The following is a 21,232-nucleotide window of genomic DNA, read 5'->3' on the forward strand; positions in this document are numbered from 1 at the left end:
GGCCCGGCGTAGGCAACGGGCCTCACTCATTTCCGAAGGATTTCAAGCAGATGGCCGAGAAGCTGGCGCCGCGCGAGAAGGGCTTTTCCGAGTGGTACGTGGACCTGGTCCAGAAGGCGAAGCTCGCCGACTACTCGGACGTGAAGGGCTGCATGGTCATCCGTCCCAATGGCTACGCCATCTGGGAGAACATGCAGCGCGTCCTGGACAAGATGTTCAAGGACCTGGGCCACAAGAACGCCTACTTCCCCCTGCTCATCCCCGAGAGCTACCTGAAGAAGGAGGCCGAGCACGTCGAGGGCTTCAACCCGCAGCTCGCGGTGGTGACGCACGCGGGCGGCGCCAAGCTCGAGGAGCCCTACGTCATCCGGCCCACGAGCGAGACCATCATCAACCGCTCCTTCGCCAAGTGGATCCAGAGCTACCGGGACCTGCCGCTGCTCATCAACCAGTGGGCCAACGTGATGCGCTGGGAGATGCGCACGCGCCTGTTCCTGCGCACCACCGAGTTCCTCTGGCAGGAAGGCCACACCTGCCACGAGACGGAGGAGGACGCGGAGAAGGAGACGCGGCAGATGCTGGAGGTCTACCGGACGTTCGCCGAGGACTACATGGCGATGCCGGTGATGACGGGGCGCAAGTCGGAGTCGGAGCGGTTCGCCGGCGCGCTGCGCACCTACAGCATCGAGGCGATGATGCAGGACAAGAAGGCGCTGCAGGCGGGCACCAGCCACAACCTGGGGCAGAACTTCGCCAAGGCCTTCGACACCACCTTCCAGGGCCGCGACGGCAAGCAGCACCACGTGTGGCAGACGTCCTGGGGCGTGTCCACGCGCCTCATCGGCGGCCTCATCATGACGCACTCGGATGACGCGGGCCTCATCGTGCCGCCCAGGCTCGCCCCCGTGCACGTGGTCATCATCCCCATCTCCGGCAAGGCCAGCGACGCGGAGAAGACGCAGGTGCTCGAGAAGACGCACGCGCTCGCCGCGGACCTGAAGAAGGCGGGCCTGAGCGTGGTGGTGGACGACGACGACACCAAGAGCCCGGGCTTCAAGTACAACGAGCACGAGCTGACGGGCACGTGTCTGCGCGTGGAGCTGGGCCCCAAGGACCTGGCCAAGGGCACCTGCGTCATGGTGCGCCGCGACGCGCGCCAGAAGGAGTTCATCCCCCTGGAGCAGGCCGTGGCCAAGGCCTCGGAGATGCTCGACGCGATGCAGAAGGGGCTGTTCGACAAGGCCAAGGCCTTCCGCGAGGCCAACACCTTCGAGGTCAACAGCTACGAGGAGATGAAGGAGAAGGCGGACGCGGGCTTCCTGCTCGCCCACTGGAACCTGGACCCCAAGGTCGAGGCGCGCATCAAGGAGGAGACGGGCCTCACCACGCGCAACCGGCCGTTCGCGCTCGCCCAGGAGCCCGGCAAGTGCGTGGTCACCGGGGAGCCGTCTCCCGGCCGCATCGTCTTCTCCAAGGCGTACTGAGCGTGACGGGGAGCGCCTCCCCCGGCGCGCGCTCCCCACTCGTGACCGGCCCGGGGATGATGGCGGGCCGGATTTCGGATATGGACTGCCTCCATGTCCGTTCCCCCGCTCTCCCCTTCCTCGCTGGCACGCCCCCGCGTCCTGCTGCTCGGAGCGCTCGTCTCGGGCGCCTTGTTCTCACTGCACGCCGGTTGCGGAGGGGACTCCACGCCCCCCGAGTCCAAGCAGATCCACGTCCAACTGCTGGCCTTCAACGACTTCCACGGCAACCTGGAGCCACCCACGGGCAGCAACGGGACCCTCGCCACGGTCGGCGAGGACGGGGGCACCGTCAACGTGAGCGCGGGCGGCGCGGCCCACTTCGCCGCCCACATCGAGCAGCTCCGGGCCCAGAACCCCAACACCGTGGTCGTCGCGGCGGGAGACCTCATCGGCGCCTCCCCGCTCATCTCGGGCATCTTCCATGACGAGCCCACCGTCACCGTGCTGAACCAGATCGGCCTGGACATCACCTCCGTGGGCAACCACGAGTTCGACGATGGCCGCGACGAGCTGCTGCGCATGCAGAACGGGGGCTGCCACCCCGAGGGGTGCAAGAGCAGCGAGTCCTTTCCCGGCGCGAAGTTCAAGTACCTCTCGGCCAACGTGTTCACGAACACGGCCACCCGGGAGACGCTGCTGCCCGCCTACGAGATTCGCGAGTTCGAGGGCGTGAAGGTGGCCTTCGTCGGCATGACGCTCGAGGGCACGCCGGGAATCGTCAACCCGACCGGCATCGCCGGGCTCTCCTTCCAGGACGAGGCCGACACGGTCAACGCGCTCGTGCCCGGACTGAAGGCCCAGGGCGTCGAGGCCATCGTGGTGCTCATCCACGAGGGAGGCTATCCCGCCAACAAGAGCCTGTATGACGGCTGCGAGGGCGTCTCCGGCGCCATCCTGGACATCGTCTCCCGGTTGGATCCCGAGGTGGACTTCATCCACTCCGGCCACACGCACGAGGCCTACAACTGCGTCATCGACGGGCGGCGCGTGACGAGCGCGTCCAGCTTCGGGCGCGCCATCTCCCAGGTGGACCTGGTGCTGGACACCGGCACCAAGGACGTGGTGTCGGTGGAAGCGCGCAACCACATCGTCACGCGGGACGCGACGAACTCCACCGTGGACACGATGGTGAAGGACTACGCCGCCCGCGCCGCCCCTCAGGCCAACCGCGTCATCGGCAGGACCCCTGTCGATCTCAAGATGCCCCCGCGCACCACCATCCCCTCCGGACAGTCGGGCGAGTCGCTCCTGGGCAACGCCATCGCGGACGCGTTTCTCGAGGCGACGCGCGATGCGGACAAGGGGGGCGCGGTCATCGCCGTCACCAACCCGGGAGGCGTGCGCGCGGACATCCCCGCCGGGGACATCACCTACGGGCAGACCTTCACCGTACAGCCCTTCTCCAACAGCGTGACCACGGTGACGCTCACCGGCGAGCAGATCCATCAAATGCTGGAGCAACAGTTCCAGGGCGCCAACACGCGCATCCTCCAGGTGTCGTCCGGCTTCACCTACTCCTGGTCGGTGTCGGCACCGCAGGGGAAGAAGGTGGACCCGGCGTCCATCCGGCTCAACGGCGAGCCCCTGGACCCGGCGGCCACCTACCGCGTCACGGAGACGAACTACCTGGCCGCGGGAGGAGATGGGTTCAGCGTCTTCACCCAGGGACAGGACCTTCGCACGGGCCCCATCGATCTCGACGCCTTCGCGGCCTACCTCGAGGCCCACAACCCGCTGACCCCGCCGACGGACAAGCGCATCACCGTGGTTCCGTGAGCCCAGCGGCTCCACCCCCTGGGTTGTCCAGGTGAAGTGCAGTGGGAGCTTCCTCGGAGGAGATGAGCATGCGCCTCTTCGTCGCCGTGACCCTGGGCAGGAGCGTGGAGGAAGCGGCCACCGCGGCCCTGGAGCAGTTGCGCGGCCTGGCGCCGCGCGCGCGCTGGGTTTCTCCGGCCAACCTGCACCTGACCCTGAACTTCCTGGGAGAGGTGGACGACGAGCGGGCCGCCCAGGTGAAGCAGGTACTCGAGCACGTGGGGCCGCGGCATGAGCCCCTCGTGCTGAACATCCGGGGGGGTGGGAGCTTCGGGGCGCCGTCACACCCGCGGGTGCTGTGGGCGGGAGTCGAGGGGAACACGGCCGCGCTGGGCGCGCTCCAGGCTGACGTGACGGAGGGCTTGCGGCCCCTGGGGTTCGAGCCCGAGCACCGCGCATACGTGGCGCACCTCACGCTGGCGCGGGCGAAACAGCCCCGGGGAGACCGGGAGCTGGCCGGGTGCGCGCGAGCCCTCCAGGAGGCGCGCTGGGGCGAGGCGCGGGTGGACGGCCTCGTGCTCTTCGAGAGCCTCGGCGGCCGCTACCATCCCCGCGCCGAGATTCCCCTGGGCGCTCGGGCGCCCTGAGCGCGCCCAGGCTCGCGCGGCAGGCGGCCACGTGCAGCCCGCGATTACACGAGGGGTGCGTGACGTTCGATGAGTCCGGAAATAGGGCATGATGCCAGATCATGTCCTCACGTCTCGTACTCCTCGTGGGCCTGGTGGCCTGCTTGAGCATTGGCTGTCGTGATCAGGGAGCGGTGAAGCTCACCATCTCCTTTCCGAATTTCAAACCCGGCTGCATCCGCGTGAGCGTGAAGGACGCTCAAGGCGCGGGCGAGGAGCGCTCGACGGAGCTCCAGGAGCAGCTCGTGGGGAAGAAACGCGGCGAGAAGGTGACGGTGGCGGCATTTCGCGAGGAGGGCTGGGGCCCGACGCTCACCGTCACCGCGACGGCGTTCGAGCAGAAGTGCGGGCAGGGCCCCGAGTTCGTCGCGTCGGACTCCGTCGACGTGGGCCGGGGCGTCTCCTCGGCGGCGCTGACGCTCGTGGCGGATGACGCGGACGATGATGGCTACGTCTCCAAGGCCAGTGGCGGCACGGACTGCAATGACGGAGAGGCCACGGTGCACCCCGGGCAGGCGGAGCTGTGCAACACCCGGGATGACAACTGCGACGGCAAACCAGACGAGGGCTTCGAGCAGGTCGGCCAGCAGTGCGGCACGGGGAGCAGCACGTGTCAGACCTGGGCCTGTGATGCCGTGGGAGCCATGAGTTGCCAGGAGGTCACGCCCAAGTGGTATCGCGACCAGGATGGGGACGGCGAAGGCGACCCCCAGCAGGGCCTGAGCCAGTGCGCCAAACCGGCGGGCTACGTGAACAACGACCGCGACTGCGACGACACCCGGAAGGAGCGCTACAGCACCGCGACCGAGCTGTGCAACGGGGTGAACGACAACTGTGATGACGTGGTCGACGAGGGATTCAACACCGGCGCCACCTGCACGGGTGAGCTCGGATGTGGGGGCAAGATCGAATGCGCCACGACCACCCAGTCCGTGTGCAAGGTCGTGACGAGCACCTGGTACCTGGACGGGGACCAGGACGGTCATGGCGCGAAGGCCACGGAAATAAAGGCCTGCGGCACCACTGCACCCGGTAGCAACTACGTCGCCAGCTCGGACGATTGCGATGACACCAAGAACAACGTGTACACCGGAGCCCCGGAATTCTGCGACACGCTGGACAACAATTGCAACAACCAGACGGACGAGGGCTTCGACGTAGGCGCGACGTGCGACGCGGGCAATGAGTGCACAGGCAAGAAGGAGTGCTCGCCGGATGGAAAGAGCAGCCTGTGCAAATCCACGACGTCTCCCACGAAGTACTACGTGGACACCGACCTCGATAATTACGGTGATGACAACTCGGTCATCCAGACGTGCGGTACGCCCGCCGCCGGATACATTACCCAAGGGGGAGACTGCGACGACGGCAACCGGTTCACCCACCCGAATGCGACCGAGGTCTGCGATCTCGCGGACAACGATTGCGACAACACCACGGATGAAGAGAACGTTTGTCCCACGACTCCAGCTTGGACGAACTACCCCTCGTCAGGTTCGGAGACCTGGTATTCCGTGGCGCTCTATGGAAATGGAGGCGTGTGGGTCGCTGGCGGTGACAAATTCCACCAGCGTAAATCCAAAGAGACAAGCTTCCAGGACCTGAGCACCTGCACGGCAGGGGCGAGCGTGTACAGCGTTGCCGCGACTCCGGGCTCAGGGGACGCCCTGCTCGGAGGGAACGATGGGTTCATGGCGCGGTATGACCCGAACAGCGAGCTGTGTGTGGACCCTGGGAAGAAGTCCGTGGATACGCACATCAAGGGTGCCATCGCCTTCCCCCTTGGAAACGACATCGAAGCCCACTTCGTGGGATTCAACACAAGCACTGGCCCAGACAAAGGACGTGCGTTCCGGGTGCTCACGCCCCAAGGCACCAACTACGACACCCAGTCCGTGTCCGAGGAACTGACGGACGTGCATGGCCTCTCACAAGACACGCTGTTCGCCGTCGGTGGGACAAACGCGTCCAGTATCTACCGGTTCGACAAAACCTCGGGGAACTGGAGTCCAGAGACCATTTCCAGCAGAGGAGGCACCCTTCAAGGTATCTGGGTCGTGAACCCCAAGCTGGCCTATGCCGTGGGCAACGGTGGAATCATGTACGGTTGGGATGGTTCTGCCTGGAGCAAGTTCACGCCTACGCCACCGGGTGAACACCTCAGCTCGGTGGTGGCCTTTGGGAGCCGTTCCATCTACATCTCCACGCTGACTGGGAGGGTCTACCGTTACAACGGCAGTGCGTGGACGAAGGTGTTCGATCTCGGCTCGACAACACCTGGTCAGTTCCGAGACATCGCGGCAAACAATCCAGGAGACATCTGGGTCGTGGGCAGCAACGGCAATCGCTACCACTGGCCCCAGTGAAGCACGGGGACCCGCGGGCAGAAGCCACGCGGGTCCCGAGTCGGGCAACTACTTCTTGGAGGTACCCGCGTCCGTGGCCGGAGTCCCGGCATCGGTCGCGGGAGGAGTCCCGGCGTCACCCGCCGGAGTCCCCGCGTCGCCAGCGGGAGTCCCACCGTCACCCGCCGCCGAGCCCTTGGGCGCCGGCGAGATGGAGGGCGGGGGGTTGATCAGCTCGAGCGAGGAGAAGAACTGATCGGCCTGGGGAGCGCCGATGCTCGGGTTGTAGAGGACGAGCAGGGTGTAGAGGCGCGGCCCGACGAGGAAGTTCTGCGCACGCACCTCTCCGGAGTCCGAGGAGATGGTGAGGGACTTGCCGGGGTAGCCCTGGAGGGTGATGTCCTCCTCGGACTTGACGGTGCCATTGAGCTTGCCGACGAGGCCGGCCTTGCCCTCGTTGAAGAAGGCGGCGGCCGGGTGGGCCGAGACGACCTTCTCGGGGTAATCGAGCGTGCTGATGGAGTAGAGCACGCCGGTGATGTCATTGATGGCCCAGGAGGCGGTCTGCACCTCGCCACCGGGGATGGAGACCTTGCCGCGCTGGGCCTCGGGCTGGCCGGGGAGCTGCACGGAGAAGCCCTCGGGGGCGGTGATCTTCTGGAACTGGATCTGGGGCCGCTCGGTGGGCGTGTTCTCGTTGGGAACCTCCTCGACCGTGGACCCACCCGACGTGGAGGAGCCCGTGGTGGCGCAAGCAAGGCCAATCAGCGACAAGGTGACGACGGCGGCGAACAAGCGGGACAAAGATGACATAGGTGCGAGTCCAGGATGTTTGAGGTGGAATGGAAGCGGGCGAACCCTAGACGAGTCCGCCCCATGTCTCTACTTCGAGTGTCGGGAGTGACGACACGAGGACAAGCCGCCTCGTGCTTCTCCTAGGGGCAAGAGGTGAGAGGGGTGTCCGGATTGCCGGTATTGCGTGAATCGTGCTGGTACCTGGGCCAGGGGGCCGTGGAATCCAATCCCGGGCTGTCCACGACGATGGCGAAGACCCTGCCGTCCTGACTCGCCGCGTACAGCACACCGGGCATGCCGGACAGCACGCCACCATCCGTCGCCCGGCTACAGTCGAGGTTCATCGATGCTTCAATGGGGGATTCAGCGTCGAATTGCCACTCGATGTGGTCCAACGGCCGACGCGCCTGGATGAGTCCACTCGTCGAGCTGGCGGTGTAAACGTAGCCACCCGCTCCCCAGACGGGAGCCCCCTTGATGACCTCGGAGGGAGTCTGGATGGTCTGCGTCCCGCCATCCGCCGCATCCAATGCGAGCAGGTTGTTGTTCTGAAGGCCCGCGACTACCCGGGTCTCGGGCGAGCCACCAATACTGGCATTCCAGGTCGGAGACCCTGTGGGGGTGTTCGTCGGGTCCTGCCCACCATCCAGCGGCGCGGTGAAAAGCCTGCTGTTGGTTCCATCGTTGCTACCGCCGAATATCCGCCCATTCGCCACGGCCATTGATGTGGGGCTTACCAATCCGAGCGGGCGATCCCATTGCGCTGAGCTGTTCCAAAGCCCACTGGATCCAAGAGCGTAGGATTTCAATCTGCCCGTCGAAGTCCCCAGAACAACAGAGGTTCCTGAAGCAAGCATCGACCCCGGAGCAACAACATCGCCAACGTTGGCAATTGCCGGACATTGCAACTGAGGATCATTCTCCGCATCTGGCCGCACAGCGAAGAGCGTCCCGCCAACACGTCCTGCGTAGACACCATAGACTGTCTCAGCTGCGCTCCCTATAGGGACCTGACCGATTGCCAACGCCGATTGGACGAGTACACCCGTCAAAGAGGAATCAGTGCATGGAGTGATAAAAGCACTGCTCCCTGCGTAAAAACCAACTCGATTTGCGCTGGCCTTTCTATGAGCGGCGTAGACGCGCTCCGTGCCATCAGGCAACGCATTGCCCACCGCGGGACTGGCCACGACAGCTCCAGTGCTCGCTTCCCACAACAAACGACCATCCTCGGAGAGCGCGAGGAATCGACCGTCGTTGTTGTTGATATTCGTTGTCCCGACATAGAGGACGCCTTTGTTCCCCACGGCGGGCGCGGCGGTAATCAAGGCGGAGTTGATACCGTGTCGCCACTTCCAGCGCGTCACGGGGATGCTCCCCTTACCGGAAGTCTGGTTCCCCACCCGATCCTTCGCGCTCACCTCGACGGCGAACTCGCCGCGGAACGCAGGCAGGCCCGGCTTCCACAAGGGCACATCGACCGTCGCGCAATACGCTTTCCCGTCGCACGGAGTCACCAGAGCCAGGGTCAGCCCCTCCAGCGCAACCCCTCCGTCGAATCCGCGCACGAGCACGCTCACGCTTTGCGGATCCAGGTCCGCCGAAATGGAGTCGACCCGCACCGTCGCCGTCTGATCCCTTCGCCATGCACTCGGTGCCGCGGGGTCCTTGTAGATGAAGCCACCGTCCGGCTCCCGGCTCGGCGAGGCCGTCGGCACCACCGACAGCAAGGGGCCCGTCGTGTCCACCGTCAGCCCCACCGTGGTGCTCGGCCCGCCCTGTTCGGGATACGCCGCCGTCAGCCGATAAGCACCCTCCCCCGAGGGATTCCACTGCGTCGTGTAGACCCCATCACCCTCCGTCGTCGTCGGCAGCGAGGCGACCGTCCCTCCGTCTCCTCGCGAGACACCGATGTTCAGCGTCTCGGGGAAGTTCGCCGCGAACCCGGGCGTCACCCGCAGCTCCGCCCGCACGGACAGCGTTCCTCCGTCGATCACCGTCGCGTCGCTCGGACTCACCACCAGCCCCGTGAACCGCGGCTGGCATTTCAACGTCAACGCGGAACAGGCCTCGTAGGTGGCGCAGGGCCGATCACACGCCTGGCTGTCGATCTCTCCGTCGTAGACACAGACGTTCTGCAGGCACTGTGCACCAGAGCGACAGTCGGCCGCGGTCTCGCACCGATTGATCGGCTGCGTGCACGCGCAGAGCGCGCCCAACAGCAACAGTCCGAGGACCTTGCGCCACATCACGACAATCACCTCTTCACACTCTTGGAGGCTCCAGCCTTCGTGGATAGCATGGGGTTCCCGCTCGCGGAAGGTTGCGTCCCGGGAACTCCCCTGCGATGACCTGATTCCGCACAAGTATTCCCCTATTCCGAGGAGTCCGCCCTGCTCCCCCGCGCCTCCCCTTCCTTCCTCCTCTCGCTCGCCGTGCTGCTCGCACCCACCGTGCACCCACGCGACGCCGCCGCGCAGGACGACATCAGCCTCGTCGCCGTCCATCCGTGCGTCGTCATCGGCGAGAAGGACAAGAAGAAGGCCCAGCACTACGAGGCCGCCTGCTCGGCCGCGCTCGCTCGTACGGGCGTGAAGCACGTCCCCGACGAGCAGGTCAGCGCCTTCCTCGAGAAGGAGCCCAAGAAGTCCTGCGTCATCGCCAACAAGGAGTCCCTCGACTGTCTCGGCCGACTCGCCGCCAACACCCAGTCGGGTCACTCGCTCCTCGTCACCGTGAAGCCCGGCGTCCCCACGTTCGTCTCCGGCCACGTGGTGGACACCCAGGGTCAGGAGCTCCGGAAGATGACCCTCCGGCTGAGCGATCCGGAACAGCTCCTGAAAGAGGACGAGGGCGCCGAGGACATCCGCAACAGGCCCTTCGCCCTCCGACTGCTGCGGCAGCTGCGCATCCTTCCCAGGAGCTCGCCCCCGCGCGCCGAGCCGCCGCCCACCCCTCCCGCCGCCGAGGCACCTGCCCCCACGACGCCTCCTGTCGCCGCGGCGCCTCCTCCCGTCGTGGCCGAGGAAATGGTCCTCGTTCCCTCCGTCCGCGATGCCTCCTCACGTGGCTGGAAGAAGCCCGTCGCCTATACCGCCGCGGGCGTGGGCGTCGCCGCCCTGGGTCTCGCCGGCTTCCTCGTCCTCGACGGCGACAAGGCCATGCGCGACTCCAATGCCTACTACGCCGATGGCCGCTACCCCACGTCCAACGACGTGTCCCAGATCGTCGCCCTGCGCGAGAAGGCCGCCTCCCGCCGCGTCCTCTCGGGCGTGAGCGCCGCCGTGGGCGCCGCGCTCGCCGGAGCGGGCGTCTACCTCTGGCTCCAGGATCGTCCGGCCGCGGCCGCGCCCACTCCGGGAGTCGCCTCCCTCTCGGTCGGCCCCGGCGGCGTGAGCATCCTCGGCGTCCTGCCGTGACGCCGCCCCGGGGCGAGCCCCGTTACTCGCCCAGGTAGGCCTTGCGGATCTCCGGGCTCTCCAAGAGCGCCTTGCCCGCTCCCGCCATCACCACCTCGCCCGTCTCCAGCACGTAGCCGTAGTGGGCGAAGTTCAACGCCAAGTGGGCGTTCTGCTCCACCAGCAGGATGCTCACCCCCGCGGCGTTCACGTCCCGGAGGTTGCGGAAGATGTTCTCCGTCACCTGCGGCGCCAACCCCAGCGAGGGCTCGTCCAGCAGCAGCAGCGTGGGCCGGCTGAGCAGCGCGCGGGCGATGGCCAGCATCTGCTGCTCGCCTCCCGACAGCGTCCCCGCCAGTTGGGTGCGCCGATCCTTGAGCCGAGGAAAGAGCACGTAGCTCTTCTCCAGGTCCGCCTGGATGCCGTCCGCGTCCTTGCGCAGATAGGCCCCCAGCTCCAGGTTCTCCAGCACCGTGAGGTTCGGGAAGATGCCCCGGCCCTCGGGGGCATGCGCCATGCCCTTGGGCACCAGCTGGTGCGCCTTCTTCCCGGTGATGTCCTCACCCGAGAAGGAGATGCGCCCGCCCACCGGCTTGAGCATCCCGCTCACCGCGCGCAGCGTGCTCGTCTTGCCCGCGCCATTGGCGCCGATGAGCGCCACCACCTCGCCCTTGCCCACCGTCAGCGTCACGCCCCGCAGCGCCTGGATGGCCCCATAGGAGACCTTCAACCCCTCCACCGCCAGCAGCGGCGGGAACTCGGGGCGCGTGCCCAACAGCTTCACCTGCGCCTCGCTCACGCCGAGCCTCCGTGCGACTGTCCTTGCGACTCCAGATAGCTGTCTCCCAGGTACGCCTCGATGACCTTGCGGTCACTGCGCACCTCGGCCGGCGCTCCCCAGGCGATCTTCTCGCCGTGGTCGAGCACCGTGATCTTCTCGCAGATGCCCATCACCAGCTTCATGTCGTGCTCGATGACGAGGATGCCCAACTTGAAGTCATCCCGGAGCTTGCGGATGAGCACCATCAGGTCCGCCTTCTCGCGCGTGTTCATGCCCGCCGCCGGCTCGTCCAGCAGCAACACCCGCGGCCGCGTGCCCAGCGCCCGGGCGATCTCCAGGCGCCGCTGCTCGCCGTAGGGCAGGTTGCGCGCCTCCTCGTCCCGGCGGTGCGCGAGCCCCATCACCTCCAGCAGGTGCTCGGCCTGCCGCGTCAGCTCGCGCTCCTCGGCCTGGAAGCCCGGCGTCAGAAACATCGCCCGCCACCAGTCGCGGTAGTTGCCGAAGGCCTCGCGCAGCTTCGCCCCCACCCCCACCTGACCGTTCTGGTGCAGCGCGCCCTGAGCCCGGCACGCCACCTTCACGTTGTCCAGCGCCGTGAGCGCCCGGAACAGGCGGATGTTCTGGAAGGTGCGCGCGAGCCCCGCGTGGTTGATCTGATGCGGCAGCCGCCCGTTCACCCGCACCCCGTTCACGCGCACCTCGCCCTGGGTGGGCCGGTACACGCCGGTGAGCACGTTGAACGCGGTCGTCTTGCCCGCGCCATTCGGACCGATGAGCCCCTGCAGGTCTCCCGGATGGATGGCGAGGTTGAAGTCCGAGAGCGCCTTGAGGCCTCCGAACTGGATGCTCACTCCCACGGCTTCGAGCAGTGGTCCGCTCATCACATCCCCTTGCGGCGCCGAGGCAGCCAGCGTGGCACGACGTCCCACAGTTCCTTCGTTCCGAACAAGCCCTGGGGCCGCGCCAGCATCAGCGCCACCAGCAACAGGCCGTAGACGGGCATGCGGATCTGATCCACCTGCTGCGCCAGGGTGCTCTCCGAGCCCAGCAGGGTGAACAGCGAGCGCATGGCCTCGGGCAGCAGCGTGAGGAACACCGCCGCCACGATGGCTCCCGTGGTGGAGCCCAGGCCCCCGAGCACCACCATCACCACCACCTCCATGGACTTCACGAAGGTGAAGGAGCCCGGGTTGATGATGGGCACGAAGTGGGCGAACAGCCCGCCCGCCACGCCCGCGAAGAACGAGGACACCACGAAGGCGCGCACCTTGTAGCCCGTGGTGTTCACGCCCATCGCCTCGGCCGCCACCTCGTCCTCGCGGATGGCCAGCAGGCTGCGACCGTGGCTGGAGCCGGAGATGCGGCGCGCCACCAGCACGCTCAGGAACACCCACAGGCCCACCATGGCCACCGAGGAGCTCTGGGGAATGCCGCTCAACCCCAGCGCGCGGCCGAACGCCTCCGTGTTGGTCACCACGACACGGATGATTTCCCCGAAGCCCAACGTCACGATGGCCAGGTAGTCCCCGCGCAGGCGCAGCGAGGGCAGGCCCACCAGGAAGCCCGCCAGCGCCGCGGCGCCACCCGCCACCAGCAGCGCCACCAGCAGGAACACCTGGTCGCTCACCACCACCGGCAGGAAGGAGATGGCCACGTCCTTCAACGCGAGCGACGTGATGCCCGAGAGGTAGGCGCCCACCGCCATGAACCCCGCATGGCCGATGGAGAACTGACCCGTCATCCCGTTCACGATGTTGAGGCTCACCGCGAGCAGGACGTTCACCCCCATGACGGACAGGAGGAAGGAGGTGAACTGGGAGTCGCGCAGCAGCAGCTCCAGCACCAGCAGCACCGGCAGCGCGACGAGCACCGGGAGGATGCCGCGCAGCGAGGGGGGCACCCGGGAGGAGGAAGACACGTCGAGATCCTTTTCCATGCGCGGCGTCAGACCTTCTCCGCCGCGACCCGGCCGAACAGGCCTCCGGGACGGACGAGCAGCACGAGGATCAAGAAGCCAAAGGCCACCGCGTCACGCCAGGTGCTCGCGGCATAGCCCACCACGAACTCCTCCACGAGCCCCAGCAGGAGGCCGCCCACCATGGCGCCCGGCACGTTGCCGATGCCGCCGATGACCGCCGCCACGAAGGCCTTGAGGCCCACGTACAGCCCCATCAGCGGACTCACCGAGGTGTCCTTGATGGCGTAGAGCAGACCCGCACCCGCCGCCAGCGCGCTGCCGATCATGAACGTCACCGAGATGATCCGATCGGTGGGAATGCCCATCAGCGCCGCCACGCGGTGATCGAAGGACACCGCGCGCATCGCCCGCCCGAAGCGGGTGCGGTAGACCAGGAACTGCAGGCCCGCCATCAGAGCCACCGCCACCAGGAGCGAGATGACCTGCCAGTTCCACAGCACCACATCCGGGAACTCGGGGTCGCCGAGCGTGAACCACTGCGCCGGCTTGATGATCTGCGGGAAGGCGCGCGGCGCCGAGCCCGGCAGGAACCCGATGTCCAACTGGAAGCCGTACGAGAGCGTGAACGAGATGCCAATGGCGGTGATGAGCGCGGTGAGCCGGGGCTTCTCGCGCAACGGCCGGTAGGCGAAGCGCTCGATGAGGAAGCCCAGGAGCGCGCAGCCCACCATGGCCACGAGGAAGATGAGCAGCACGCCGCCCACCGAGCCCCGCGCCTGCCGTCCGAGCATCAAGGCCGTCGCGTAGCCCATGTACACGCCAACCATCATCACGTCGCCGTGGGCGAAGTTGATGAGCTTGAGCACGCCGTACACCATCGTGTAGCCGAGCGCGACCAGTGCGTAGATCGTGCCCGCGGCGATGCCGTTGATGAGGTGCTGGATGAGCTGGGACATTACGGTTTGACAGTGGTGACGAAGTTGGCCTTGCCTTCGCCAACCTTGAGGATCACCGCCGACTTCACGGGGTTGCGCTTCTCATCCAGGGTGATGGTGCCAGCCACGCCGGGGAAGTCCTTCGTCTGGGCGATGGCGTCGCGGATGGAGGCGCCCGTCAGGTCCTTGCTCTTCTCGATGCCGGCGATCGCCACGCGAGCCGAGTCATACGCCAGCGCCGCGATCGCGTCCGGCGTGCCACCGTAGGCCGCCGTGTAGTCCGCGATGAACTTCTTCACGCGCTCATCCGGGTTCTGCGGCGAGTAGTGATTGGAGAAGTAGGCGCCATCCAGCGCATCGCCGGCCAGCTCGAACAGCTTCTCCGAGTCCCAGCCGTCCCCACCCAGCAGCGGCACCGACAGACCCAGCTCGCGCGCCTGGCGGGCGATGAGGCCCACGTCGTTGTAGTAGCCCGGGACGTAGATGGCCTGCGGCTTCGTCTTCTTGATGGCGGTGAGCTGCGCGCGGAAGTCGGTGTCGCCCTGCGAGTAGCTCTCCGTGGTCAGCACCTTGCCGCCCAGCTCCGAGAACTTCTGGGTGAACACCTCCTTGAGGCCGATGGAGTAGGCGCTCTTGTTGTCCTGGAGGACGGCGACCTGGTCCAGCTTCAGGTTCTCGCGCGCGAACTTCGCCATCACGAAGCCCTGGAACGGGTCGATGAAGCAGACGCGGAAGATGTAGTCACCCTTCTCCGTCACGGACGGATTGGTCGAGGCGGGGGTGATCATCGGCACTCCGGCCGCCTGCGCCTTCTCGGCCATGGCCAGGGAGTTGGACGAAGCCACATCGCCGAGGATGACCAGCACCTTGTCCTGGGTGACGAGGCGGGTGGTCGCCTGGGCCGCCTCCTCGGGCTTGCTCTGGTTGTCGTAGACGCGCACCGCGAGCTTCTTGCCCTTCACCCCGCCCGCGGCATTGGCCTCCTTGACGGCCATTTCCACACCGCGCTGCGTCGACACACCGAAGGTCGCCTGGGAGCCGGTGAGGCTGCTCACCTCACCCAGCAGCAGGGTGTCGGCGGCGGGCGGCGTGCCCCCCGTGGGAGCAGGCTGGGCGGCCTGGCCCTGAGAGTCCGTACCAGCGGGAGTAGGCTGCGACTTCTTTTCGCAGGCAGCCGAAAAGAGCGCGAACACTGCGAGAAACAGCGGAGTGAAACGGCGCATGGGAGGCGTCCTCACGAGACCAGGGGATGTGGCAAGGCCCGGGTTTTCTATGGGGAGCCGATTGAGGGGTCAAGCACGCAACCGTTTCCCCGGGCCTCCGGGGGCCTTTTCTCGATTCCAAAGGCAGCCTTCCCGCCCCATGAGGAGCCGCCAGCCCACCGAGCGCCTCCCCCCGGGCCCTCCCACGCGAAGGTGCCCTTCCCACCGTGGGATCTCCATCTTTCTCCTGGAGCCAACCGCGAGGAGGCGGATCATGTATCAACGCGAGGGAATCAAGGAAGGCATGACCGTTCGCAGCGTCGACGGGCACCGGTTGGGCAGGGTGTACGCCGTGGGCGAGAGCGAATTCCACATCGAGAAGGGACTCTTCTTCCCCAAGGACTACTCCGTGCGCTACTCGGAGGTGGGGGACATCGTGGAGGGGGAGATCATCCTGGCCCACGGCAAGGACAGTCTGCGTCCCTTCGCCACCAGTGAACTCCACGACATCGATCCCCTGGACTCGGGCCGGGTCGGAAGCGCCCCCGCCGACACCGCGGCGGTGGAGCGGGACATGGCCCGGAGCGACCCGGACGCCTATGCGGCCCTGCCCATGAGCCGCCGCATCGAGGGCCTGCGGACCGAGGACCTGGGCAACCAGGGCATCGGAGCGCGCAACACGGAAGGTGCCGCGGCCAGCCCCTTCCTGACGGAAGAGGACCGGGCCCGGGACCGCGCCATCGAGCAGCCCGCGCCGAAGGTCCTCCCCCAGGAGCCGGGAATCGGCCTGCCCCTGCGCCACGAGGGCACCCGGCCCGAGATGCGCGCCTCGACCCCGGAGGAGGAGCCCACCGTCATCGTCGAGGACGAGCTCTACGAGGAGACGCGTCGGCTGGACATGCGCGGAGACGCCGACCCGAGCTCCGCGCGCCGGTTGAACCTCAGCGGCGAGCAGGATCCCAAGAAGCGCGGATTCTGAGCCTCAGCGCTTCGCGTCCCCCCGCACGGTGGGGGGCGCCACCGCCGGCGGACCGGACAGCTTGCCCGCGCCGAGGTGGACGCGCTCCAGGCGCTCGAAGCCATGCAGGCGCTCGGGGAAGTGCGTGGCCATGAGCTGCCCCAGGTCCCCCTCCCGCGCCGGCGGGCACACCCGGAGCAGGGCCTCGGCCATCTGGAGCGCATGCGCGAAGCGCTGCTCCGGCTTCTTGGCCAGGGCCTTGTCCAACACCTCCCACAGCCCGAGCGACATGCCCTCGGGCCGCGTCAACCGATCCAGGCAGATGGCGTGCATGGACTCCACCTCCTCGCCCCGGTCGAAGGCGCGCGTGCCGGTGAGGGCCTCGTAGAGGATGAGTCCCATGGCGAAGAGATCGCTGCGCGCGTCCAGGGACTGGCCCCGGGCCTGTTCCGGAGACATGTAGAGCGGCTTGCCCTTGACGATGCCCGGCAGGGTGACCGTGCGCTGGGCGCGCGCCTTGGCCACGCCGAAGTCCAGCACCTTCACCCGCCCGTCGAAGCCCACCATCAGGTTGTGCGGGGACAGGTCCCGGTGCACCAACTGCAACGGGTGCCCATCCTCGCCGCGCGCACGGTGGGCCGCGTGCAGGCCGTGGAGCGCCTGCACCACGATGGCCACCACCATCGCGGGGGAGGGCCGGGTGACCGCCAGCAGCCGATCGAAATCCACCCCGCGCACCAGCTCCATCACCAGGAAGTAGGCCCCCTGTGACTCACCGAAGTCGTGGAAGGTGACGAGGTTGGGGTGGGACAGCCGCAGGCCGATCCGCGCCTCGTCCAGGAACTGCTTCACCATGTCCGGATCCGACGCCAGGTGGGGGAGGATCCGCTTGAGCGCCACCAGCCGGCCGAGCCCCTCCGGCCCTCGCGTGCGCGCCACCAGCACCTGCGCCATGCCGCCCGAGCCCAGCGGCGTCACCAGCTCATAGCGGCCGATCCGTCCGCGCGTTCCCGACAGGGGATCCTCGGGGGCCAGCTCGTCCAGCCGCTCCAGCACGTTGCGCCCATCGGCCAGCGCGATGAAGGCCAGGAGCGCGTTGTCGAGCTGATCCGCCATGGCGTCCACCAGCTTCATCACCAGCGCGCCGCCATCGTCGAAGCGGCCCTCCACCACCAGCCCCATCGTGCCCAGTTCCAGGCGGCCGAGCGCCAGCGGAGCACAGAAGAGCATGCGCTCGGGGGACAGGCGGCGGCAGCCCTTCCAGCCCGCGGCCTCGAAGACGTCCGCCCCCAGCCGGCCCGAGACACGGGTGAGCACCGGCCCCGTGGTGCCCCGGAGGCTGATGAAACCCGCCGAGGCGTGCACCAGCCGGGCGCACTGCGTGAGGAAGACATCCACCGCCGCGTCGAGGTTCAACCCCCGCTCCAGGCAGTCCTCGAGGATGTCGTCCGCCATCCGCACCACGGCGGTCAGGCCGCGCAGGAAGGCGACCTCGGCTTCGAGCGAAGGGAAATCCACGAGACGTATTGAACACCGGAGACGAGGGCCTCGGGAAGAGGCCCCGCGTCACCTCACGAGCTCGCCTTGGACTGATCCGCGTAGAGGGCGTCCGCGATGCGGTAGGCGCTCGTCTCCAGCTTCTGGTAGGCCTCGCGCACCGCCGCCGCGTCCGACCCCTGGAGCGTCTCCCTGAGGTGGTCCAGGTCGGCCTTGATTTCCGTGCGGTCCTTCTCCTGGAGGACGTTGCCGTACTCCTCGAGGCTCTTCTCCGTGGTGTAGATGAGCGAGTCGGCGTTGTTGCGCAGCTCGGCCAGCTCCTTCTTCAGCTTGTCGTTGGACTGGTTGGCCTGGGCGTCGGAGATCATCGACTGGATCTCCGACTCGGTCAGGCCCGAGTTGCCCACCACGCGCACCTGCTGCACCTTGCCGGTGCCCAGGTCCTTGGCGCTCACGTGCACGATGCCGTTGACGTCGATGTCGAAGGAGACCTCGATCTGCGGCACGCCACGGGGCGCCGGGGGAATGCCCACCAGCTCGAAGCGCGCCAGCGTCTTGTTGTCCACCGCCATCTCGCGCTCGCCCTGCAGCACGTGCACGCTCACCAGCGGCTGGTTGTCCACCGCGGTGGAGAACACCTGGCCCTTCTTGCAGGGAATGGTGGTGTTCTTGTCGATGATCTTCGTGAACACGCCGCCCGCCGTCTCCACGCCCAGCGACAACGGCGTCACGTCCAGCAGGAGGACGTCCTTCACCTCGCCCTTGAGCACGCCGCCCTGGATGGCCGCGCCCACGGCGACGACCTCGTCCGGGTTGATGCCCTTGTGCGGCTCCTTGCCGAAGAACTCCTTCACCTTCTGCTGCACCGCCGGCATGCGCGTCATGCCGCCCACCAGCAACACCTGGTGGATCTGCTGCGCGGGAATGCCCGCGTCCTTGAGCGCGATGCGGCACGGCTCGATGGAGCGCTCCACCAGGTCCGACACCAGGGACTCGAAGGTGGTGCGCTCGATCGTCTCGGTGAGGTGCTTGGGGCCGGTGGCGTCCGCGGTGATGAAGGGGAGGTTGACCTCGGTCTCCGTCGCGCTGGACAGCTCGTGCTTGGCGCGCTCGGAGGCCTCCTTCAGGCGCTGCAGCGCCATGCGGTCCCTGCGCAGGTCCAACCCGTTGTTCTGCTCGGCGAAGCGCTTGGCCAGGAAGTCGATGAGGCGCTGATCGAAGTCCTCGCCGCCCAGGAACGTGTCGCCGTTGGTGCTCTTGACCTCGAAGACGCCCGAGTTGAGCTCCAGGATGGAGATATCGAACGTGCCGCCGCCCAGGTCGTACACCGCGATGCGCTCGGCGTTCGTCTCGCGCACCTTGTCCAGACCGTAGGCGAGCGCCGCGGCCGTGGGCTCGTTGATGATGCGCAGCACGTTGAGGCCGGCGATGCGGCCCGCGTCCTTGGTGGCCTGGCGCTGGCTGTCATTGAAGTAGGCGGGCACGGTGATGACCGCCTCGGTCACGGGCTCGCCGAGGTAGTCCTCCGCCGTCTGCTTCATCTTCATCAGCACGATGGCGCTGATCTCCGGCGGGCTGTAGCCCTTGCCGCGGCTCTCCACCCACGCGTCCCCATTGGGGCTGGGCACCACGCGGAAGGGACTCACGCTGATGGCCTTCTTGGCCTCGGGCGAGTCGAACTTGCGGCCGATGAGCCGCTTGACGGCGAAGACGGTGTTCTCGGGATTGGTGATGGCCTGCCGCTTGGCGATCTGCCCCACCAGGCGCTCACCGGACTCGGTGAAGCCCACCATCGAGGGGGTGGTGCGGCTGCCCTCGCTGTTGGGGATGACCACCGGCTCGCCGCCTTCCATCACGGCCACGCAGGAGTTCGTCGTCCCCAGATCGATTCCAATGACCTTGCCCATGGCGTTCTATTGGCCCTCACCGGGTGTGTTGCCGGGCTGCGCGGAAGTGGCCCCCCCCGTGGGCGCACTCCCCGGCGTTGTGCTGGAAGCCGGCTCGGGCCTGGCTCCCTCGGGAGCGCGCGCCACCACCACCAGCGCGGGGCGCATGAGCCGATCATTGAGCAGGTAGCCGCGCACGGCCTCGTAGACGACGTGCCCCGGAGGCACGGTGGCGCTCTCCACCTGCTGCATGGCCTCGTGCAGGCGGGGATCGAAGGGCTGGCCCACGGCGGAGAAACCCTTGACGCCCTGCTTGCCCATGGCGCTGTCGAACAGCTTGCGCGTCATCTCCACGCCGGTGCGGAAGGCCTCGAAGTCGGTGGACTTCTGGGCCGCCTCCAGCGCGCGATCCAGGTTGTCGAGCACCGGGAGGAAGTCCTTGAGCAGGCGCTCGAGGCCGAACTTCTGGAGCTCCTCCTTCTCCTTCTGGGCGCGCTTCTTGTAGTTCTCCAGGTCGGCCGTGGCGCGCAGGGCGCGCTCGTGGCTCTCCTTGAGGCGCTCCATCGTCTCGCGGCTCTTGGTCTGACTGAACTCGAGCTGGGCGCGGGCCTCCTCCAGCTCGCGCTGGACGGTCTCCAGACGCTGACGCGTATCCGTCAGGGCGGCCATGGCCGGGCCCGAGCCGGAACCACCCTCGCCGAGGACGGACGGGGGAATGTCCACCTCCAGGGTCATTGCCTCGGGGATATCCACTTCCAGCGTTCTACCCCCCTCCGGAACATCCCCATCCCCACTCGCGGGAGGATGGGCACGCCGCTCGACGCTCTTGAGCGCCTCGTCGATGACGTCCTGAGAGATATCCGCCTGGATGCTGCCCTTCTCATCACGATTGGAGCCGGCCACGCGCGCACTATGGCATGGGGCGCGGGTTGATCCAACGCCCACGGCCCAAGGCCCCACGCCTGCTCCGACGGCCGCTCGTGGACCTCAGGAGGCCGGACGAGCGGGCTTCTTGCGGCCGATCGACTTGGGGGAACTCGCCTTCCTGGCCGCCGACTTCTTCGCGGCGGTCTTGACGGGAGCGGTCTTGGCCGAGGGCTTCTTGCGGCCGATCGACTTGGAGGTGCCTGCCTTGGCCGCCGTCTTGGCCTCGGGAGGCGCCGGAGGCGTGGGGGGCACCGGAGGCGGAGGAGGCGCCGACGAGGTCCGGGGCGCGGGAGGCACCGGAGGCGGGGGAGAGGCGGAAGAGGAATGTCTGTCGAAGGCCCCCTCGACGGTCTCCTCCACGCGGCGCACGGCGGACTCCAGGTGATCCGCGGCCTGCTTGCCCGTCGCCACCGCCCAGACGCGCAGGTTCTGAAGCCCCTCCTTCACCTTGGCCTGGTTGTTCGGGTCCTGCACCTCCACGAGCAGCCGCTGTGCCTCGGTCTTGAGGTCGTCGCCCGTACGCTTGAGCTCCTCACCCGTGCGCTTGAGGAAGTCCATCAACTGCTTGTCCCACTTCTCGGCCATTGTCGTTGCCTCCCCAGGACAGCCAGTGCGTCCATCTG

17 protein-coding genes are annotated in these 21,232 nt (G+C 67.3%); 6 read left to right on the plus strand and 11 right to left on the minus strand.

Annotation, left to right across the window (positions count from 1 at the left end):
- The first annotated feature begins 50 nt into the window (after positions 1–50).
- The 4 genes from proS (at position 51) to CYFUS_RS46730 (ending at position 6,333) form a co-directional block, all read left to right on the plus strand.
- Entirely contained in the window at positions 51–1,484 is a 1,434-nt protein-coding gene (gene proS / locus CYFUS_RS46715) for a proline--tRNA ligase (RefSeq protein WP_095991124.1), read from the plus strand.
- 93 nt (positions 1,485–1,577) lie between these two features.
- Positions 1,578–3,302 (plus strand): bifunctional metallophosphatase/5'-nucleotidase, encoded by a 1,725-nt coding sequence (locus CYFUS_RS46720; RefSeq protein WP_095991125.1) that lies wholly within the window; start codon positions 1,578–1,580, stop codon positions 3,300–3,302.
- Positions 3,303–3,370: 68 nt separating this feature from the next.
- Positions 3,371–3,928: an RNA 2',3'-cyclic phosphodiesterase gene (thpR, locus tag CYFUS_RS46725; protein ID WP_095991126.1), complete on the plus strand. Its 558-nt coding sequence runs from the start codon at positions 3,371–3,373 to the stop codon at positions 3,926–3,928.
- A gap of 101 nt (positions 3,929–4,029) precedes the next feature.
- The gene (locus CYFUS_RS46730) at positions 4,030–6,333 is read left to right on the plus strand and encodes a putative metal-binding motif-containing protein (RefSeq protein ID WP_232537209.1); all 2,304 of its coding nucleotides are present in this window, start codon (positions 4,030–4,032) and stop codon (positions 6,331–6,333) included.
- 48 nt (positions 6,334–6,381) lie between these two features.
- On the opposite strand, the gene CYFUS_RS46735 is transcribed toward CYFUS_RS46730, so the two are convergent.
- Positions 6,382–7,125 (minus strand): hypothetical protein, encoded by a 744-nt coding sequence (locus CYFUS_RS46735; protein ID WP_232537210.1) that lies wholly within the window; start codon positions 7,123–7,125, stop codon positions 6,382–6,384.
- 122 nt (positions 7,126–7,247) lie between these two features.
- Positions 7,248–9,368, minus strand: coding sequence for a hypothetical protein (locus CYFUS_RS46740; RefSeq protein ID WP_157759059.1), 2,121 nt, complete (start codon positions 9,366–9,368; stop codon positions 7,248–7,250).
- Between the two features lie 192 nt (positions 9,369–9,560).
- Between CYFUS_RS46740 and CYFUS_RS46745 the strand changes: the two genes are divergently transcribed.
- On the plus strand, positions 9,561–10,526 hold the full coding sequence (locus CYFUS_RS46745) for a hypothetical protein (RefSeq protein ID WP_095991128.1): 966 nt from the start codon (positions 9,561–9,563) through the stop codon (positions 10,524–10,526).
- A gap of 22 nt (positions 10,527–10,548) precedes the next feature.
- On the opposite strand, the gene CYFUS_RS46750 is transcribed toward CYFUS_RS46745, so the two are convergent.
- From CYFUS_RS46750 to CYFUS_RS46770, 5 genes are read right to left on the minus strand one after another with little or no spacing between them, the layout of a single operon-like run.
- Complete coding sequence (locus CYFUS_RS46750; RefSeq protein ID WP_095991129.1) at positions 10,549–11,304, minus strand: ABC transporter ATP-binding protein; 756 nt, start codon at positions 11,302–11,304, stop codon at positions 10,549–10,551.
- On the minus strand, positions 11,301–12,167 hold the full coding sequence (locus CYFUS_RS46755) for an ABC transporter ATP-binding protein (RefSeq protein ID WP_095991130.1): 867 nt from the start codon (positions 12,165–12,167) through the stop codon (positions 11,301–11,303). The genes CYFUS_RS46750 and CYFUS_RS46755 overlap by 4 nt, the downstream gene beginning before the upstream one ends.
- Positions 12,167–13,204, minus strand: a complete 1,038-nt coding sequence (locus CYFUS_RS46760) for a branched-chain amino acid ABC transporter permease (RefSeq protein WP_232537211.1) — start codon at positions 13,202–13,204, stop codon at positions 12,167–12,169. Before CYFUS_RS46760 ends, CYFUS_RS46755 begins: the two co-directional genes overlap by 1 nt.
- Positions 13,205–13,230: 26 nt before the next feature.
- The gene (locus CYFUS_RS46765) at positions 13,231–14,160 is read right to left on the minus strand and encodes a branched-chain amino acid ABC transporter permease (protein WP_095991132.1); all 930 of its coding nucleotides are present in this window, start codon (positions 14,158–14,160) and stop codon (positions 13,231–13,233) included.
- Positions 14,160–15,362 carry an ABC transporter substrate-binding protein gene (locus tag CYFUS_RS46770; protein ID WP_095991133.1) on the minus strand — a complete coding sequence of 401 codons (1,203 nt, stop codon included), beginning with the start codon at positions 15,360–15,362 and terminating at the stop codon, positions 14,160–14,162. The genes CYFUS_RS46765 and CYFUS_RS46770 overlap by 1 nt, the downstream gene beginning before the upstream one ends.
- Before the next feature lie 253 nt (positions 15,363–15,615).
- Here CYFUS_RS46770 and CYFUS_RS52095 point away from each other — a divergent pair, with 253 nt between their 5' ends.
- Complete coding sequence (locus CYFUS_RS52095; RefSeq protein ID WP_198316373.1) at positions 15,616–16,320, plus strand: hypothetical protein; 705 nt, start codon at positions 15,616–15,618, stop codon at positions 16,318–16,320.
- Between the two features lie 3 nt (positions 16,321–16,323).
- Here the strand turns inward: CYFUS_RS52095 and CYFUS_RS46780 are convergent, their stop codons facing one another.
- The 4 genes from CYFUS_RS46780 to CYFUS_RS46795 form a co-directional block, all read right to left on the minus strand.
- Positions 16,324–17,817: a serine/threonine-protein kinase gene (locus CYFUS_RS46780; RefSeq protein WP_095991134.1), complete on the minus strand. Its 1,494-nt coding sequence runs from the start codon at positions 17,815–17,817 to the stop codon at positions 16,324–16,326.
- A 53-nt stretch (positions 17,818–17,870) separates the two neighbouring features.
- Positions 17,871–19,703 carry a molecular chaperone DnaK gene (gene dnaK, locus CYFUS_RS46785; protein ID WP_095991135.1) on the minus strand — a complete coding sequence of 611 codons (1,833 nt, stop codon included), beginning with the start codon at positions 19,701–19,703 and terminating at the stop codon, positions 17,871–17,873.
- A 6-nt stretch (positions 19,704–19,709) separates the two neighbouring features.
- Positions 19,710–20,585 carry a nucleotide exchange factor GrpE gene (grpE, locus tag CYFUS_RS46790; RefSeq protein WP_095991136.1) on the minus strand — a complete coding sequence of 292 codons (876 nt, stop codon included), beginning with the start codon at positions 20,583–20,585 and terminating at the stop codon, positions 19,710–19,712.
- Positions 20,586–20,669: 84 nt separating this feature from the next.
- Positions 20,670–21,194: a transcriptional regulator gene (locus tag CYFUS_RS46795; RefSeq protein WP_095991137.1), complete on the minus strand. Its 525-nt coding sequence runs from the start codon at positions 21,192–21,194 to the stop codon at positions 20,670–20,672.
- Positions 21,195–21,232 lie beyond the last annotated feature (38 nt).

It is taken from the genome of Cystobacter fuscus, from assembly GCF_002305875.1.
Taxonomy (GTDB): Bacteria; Myxococcota; Myxococcia; order Myxococcales; family Myxococcaceae; genus Cystobacter; species Cystobacter fuscus_A.